6 protein-coding genes are annotated in these 3443 nt (G+C 61.8%); 3 read left to right on the top strand and 3 right to left on the bottom strand.

Translation table 11 applies throughout. The features are described 5' to 3' along the window. Positions 1–591 (top strand): M20/M25/M40 family metallo-hydrolase (locus WCB02_RS15425; protein ID WP_423959201.1); only part of this gene is annotated, 591 nt, incomplete at its 5' end. A 9-nt stretch (positions 592–600) separates the two neighbouring features. Here WCB02_RS15425 and WCB02_RS15420 read toward each other — a convergent pair. After that, positions 601–1461, bottom strand: a complete 861-nt coding sequence (locus WCB02_RS15420; protein ID WP_423959200.1) for a class I SAM-dependent methyltransferase — start codon at positions 1459–1461, stop codon at positions 601–603. A gap of 372 nt (positions 1462–1833) precedes the next feature. Here WCB02_RS15420 and WCB02_RS15415 point away from each other — a divergent pair, with 372 nt between their 5' ends. Continuing rightward, the gene (locus WCB02_RS15415; protein ID WP_423959199.1) at positions 1834–2085 is read left to right on the top strand and encodes a PilZ domain-containing protein; all 252 of its coding nucleotides are present in this window, start codon (positions 1834–1836) and stop codon (positions 2083–2085) included. 309 nt (positions 2086–2394) lie between these two features. Here WCB02_RS15415 and WCB02_RS15410 read toward each other — a convergent pair whose 3' ends face one another. Next, complete coding sequence (locus tag WCB02_RS15410; protein ID WP_423959196.1) at positions 2395–2634, bottom strand: hypothetical protein; 240 nt, start codon at positions 2632–2634, stop codon at positions 2395–2397. Between the two features lie 272 nt (positions 2635–2906). Between WCB02_RS15410 and WCB02_RS15405 the strand changes: the two genes are divergently transcribed. After that, a complete protein-coding gene (locus WCB02_RS15405) occupies positions 2907–3257 on the top strand; it encodes a hypothetical protein (RefSeq protein ID WP_423959194.1) in 351 nt (116 codons plus the stop codon). On the opposite strand, the gene WCB02_RS15400 is transcribed toward WCB02_RS15405, so the two are convergent. Next, positions 3235–3443: hypothetical protein (locus WCB02_RS15400; protein WP_423959192.1), on the bottom strand; the 209-nt coding region annotated here is incomplete at its 5' end. The two genes, WCB02_RS15405 and WCB02_RS15400, sit on opposite strands and share 23 nt — an antisense overlap.

Here is a 3443-nt window from a genome sequence, read left to right as displayed (position 1 = left end):
GCCGTCATCACCATTCAGGGAGTCAGCACCCATCCGGGCTTCGCCATGGGCAAGATGGAGCATGCGATCAAGATCGCATCCGCGATCGTCGATCGCCTGCCGAAAGATACCTGCTCGCCGGAGACCACCGAAGGCCGGCAGGGGTTTCTGCATCCGATCGCGATCGAGGGCGCGCTGGAGTGGGCCACGCTCGGCTTCATCGTGCGCGATTTCACCGAACAAGGCCTCAAGGAAAAAGAGGCGCTGCTCGAGCGTATCACCAAGGAGGTGATGCAGGATTTTCCGCGCTCGACCTACCGGATGGACATCAGGCCGCAGTACCGCAACATGAAAGCGGTGATCGATCGCCATCCCGAGATCGTCGACTACGCGATCGAGGCGATCCGCCGCGCCGGGCTCCAGCCGGTGCGAAGCGCGATTCGCGGCGGCACCGACGGGTCGCGGCTGTCATTCATGGGACTGCCCTGCCCCAACATTTTCGCCGGCGAACACGCCTTTCACTCGCGGCTGGAATGGGTCAGCCGCCAGGACATGGAAAAGGCGGCGCAGACCATCGTGCACCTCGCGATGATCTGGGAGGAGCGGGCTTAGGGGCTGCTCTCAGGACGCGCGCGCGGTCACGATCCAGATCGAGCCCGCCAGCGGCAGGCTCTCGCCGCGCACCAATGGCGTCAGCATGTCCCGGACCGAAGCTCGGGCGGCAGCGCGCACCTCGTCGGGATGCCCCTCCAGCGCCCGGCTCGCTGGTCCGATCTGCAACGCGGTTTCGACCGCAAATTCGAGGCCGCGCCCGATCGCGATATCGAGCGAGAGATCAACCCGCTCCATCGCCACGCCCTTGAATCCGGCCTCGCTCAGGATGCGATTGACGCGCTCCTCCGACGCAAAGGCAAACGGACCCGGATCGTCCGCCGCGAGCTGCGGCAGCCTCGGCACGTGTTGGTAGACCGCCTGCAACGGCGCCATCATCCAGGGATTGTCGCGCGGCTCGCGCCAGCAGGCGAAGGTCAGCCGCCCCTCGGGACGCAGGGCCCGGCGCAGATTGGCAAAGGACACCGAAGGTTCGGCGAAGAACATCACGCCAAAGCGCGAAACCAGGAGATCGAAGCTTGCGGGATCGAACGGATAGACCGTGGCGTCAGCCAGCACGAAATCGAGCGGCGCGTCCTTCGGCGCGAGCAGCCGGGCCTGCGACAACATCGGCGCCGAGATGTCGACGCCGAGCACGAAACCCGATGGCGCGACCCCCTCGGCCAGCGCGATCGAGGTCGCTCCGCAGCCGCAGCCGACATCGAGAATGCGATTGCCCGGCTTTGCCGCTGCACGCTCGATCAGCACGTTCGAGACCGGGGCGAGCAGGATGTCCTGCTGGGCCTGCCGATTCGACCAGCGCTGACCACCTGGACCGTTCCAATAAGCGATCTGGTCGGCGTTTCGTTCGTGACCAACTGGCGTTTCCATGTCGTTTCCATTGCAACAAAAGACGACGGTGCCGCCTATAGTCGGCGAAATCCGGCTGCATTGCAATTGCGGCCTCCCTATCCGAGCGGTCGCACCGCTGACCTTGACGTGATCTGCATCAGCCGGCCCCTGCGCCCATCGCTGTTGTGAAGCTCCCGGTTTCCGGGAGTTAATGCGGCCCTTTTGCGGGGCGGAATCGAGCCCGTGAAACTACGCTTTGCGCATTAGGAGAAAATTCAGCGTCGTGTTGAAGGATAAAATTCGATCGACAAAATAAACCCCGTTTGCGTGATCTTCTGGGCAAATGTGGGCGCCAGGTAGGTCGCAACGAAATTGTTCTGCCGACGTCTTCGATCGAGCAAAAGCACTGTCATGGATGATCAAAAGAGACTTTATCAGCGCCTTCGGCCCGACGGCAGAGTATCCAAGGTCGCCAAGATCTTCACCGGGCCGAAAGCGCCGGTGATCGAATGCATCCTGGTCGACTACTCCGCCGGGGGCGCCTGCGTGCAGCTGCAGAAATATGTTGATCTTCCGGAACGGTTCGAGGTGCTTTACGGCACCACGAAAAAACGTTGCCGGGCCATCTGGAAGCGCGGATTGCGCATCGGCGTGGTGTTCTGACCGACAACATCCCACGCACGGCTTTTAGCGCTGCCGGCTTTATGACCGGCCCTTACGCTTCCTGATCGCCTCCAGCTGGCTGCGCTGCTTTTTCAGAGAGCCTCGCCGCACGATTTCAGCTTTGCCGTCCACAATGGCGGCTCGGGTGGATCTCATCTTCAGCGTCTTGCTTGAATTTTTGCGCGGCGTCCCGGCCGACGACGGACCCATTGGGATTGGCTGGTTTTGCCCGTCGCTCAGCGGCTGCGTTGCCATAGGCGGGACAACAGGCTTCTTTGCCACATCAATATCCTCCCCGGCGCTGACCAGTCACTGCGCGGTCCACTGCGCCGCCTGCACGGTTTGAGCGGGCATGTCCTTGAGACAATGTCGGGCGGTCTCGATCTCGGCATCGGTGGCGCCATGGCTGCGCGCCCACATCTCCGCGGCAGACGCCGAATATTTGGCGACATAGAAACGAACGACGGTGCAGGAGACGCGGTGCGCGACAGCGGATGCTCCGCCGGCGCTCGCGCTCGAGCTGGCGAGCAAGAACAAAAAGACGGCCATCGATCCCTGCCCCAGTCCTCGCAACATCCTGAAACCCCTCGTTGGAACCATGCTCAAAAACGTCACGGGGCGGGATTTGGTTCCCTGCCGGCGCAGCGGTAGGTCGCAATGAGATCTCCAGTGCCGGATTAGGACCTGCTGCGATCAAGCCGGTCGAAGAACCTTAGGTCAGTTAACGATCAGCCTTGCAATCTGCGGTATCCGCGTCATGATCCACCGTCCGGTCGGCTCGGATCCAGCCCCACCGACTGGGCCAGGCCCGGCGCACGCCGGTGGGAGACCGCGCCGGGCCATCTCCCCAGCGCGCGATACGGCATGAGCTCGAATGCAGGACCGGAATATGCGCGGATCGAAAATCCAAATTCGTTCCTGCAGAATTCAAAAATAAAGCGCTCGCGCCGGGGTCACTTTCAGAACATTGTGGCGGCGTGCAAACTGGTCGCGCCATGCAGAATATTCGGGACAAGCTTGATCTGTTTCGTGTCGAAGCCGACGACTGCGAGCTGATCGCAAAGCTTGCGACGGACCCAAAGAAGCGCGCGATGTTCACGCATCTTGCGAACCGCTTTCGCGATATGGCCGCCCAACTGGAAGCCGGCATCAAGGAACCAAAGAACGCGTAAAGCGCGCGGCGCTTGCTTCTGGGGCGGCCGGGGCGTGGTCAATCACCGATGGATTGATGTTGAGCGGCCCGAGACATAGGTAACGAAACGTACCGGACACATGGGTAACACTTTCCGCTTTTGTTCTGCGGGAGGTGTCGATGCCGTGGAAAGCGAGTTCGGTAATGGAGGAACGTCTTCGATTTG

It is taken from the genome of Bradyrhizobium sp., assembly GCF_049581145.1.
Taxonomy (GTDB): Bacteria; Pseudomonadota; Alphaproteobacteria; order Rhizobiales; family Xanthobacteraceae; genus Bradyrhizobium.
The sequence above is the reverse complement of the archived record's forward strand: the minus strand, read 5'-3'. Positions and strand labels throughout refer to the sequence as shown.

Excerpts from the sequence above, each read along its gene's own strand:
- WCB02_RS15415 (WP_423959199.1), top strand. The coding sequence starts at position 1,834 with ATGGATGATCAAAAGAGACTTTATCAGCGCCTTCGGCCCGACGGCAGA.
- WCB02_RS15420 (WP_423959200.1), bottom strand. The coding sequence starts at position 1,461 with ATGGAAACGCCAGTTGGTCACGAACGAAACGCCGACCAGATCGCTTAT.
- WCB02_RS15410 (WP_423959196.1), bottom strand. The coding sequence starts at position 2,634 with ATGGCCGTCTTTTTGTTCTTGCTCGCCAGCTCGAGCGCGAGCGCCGGC.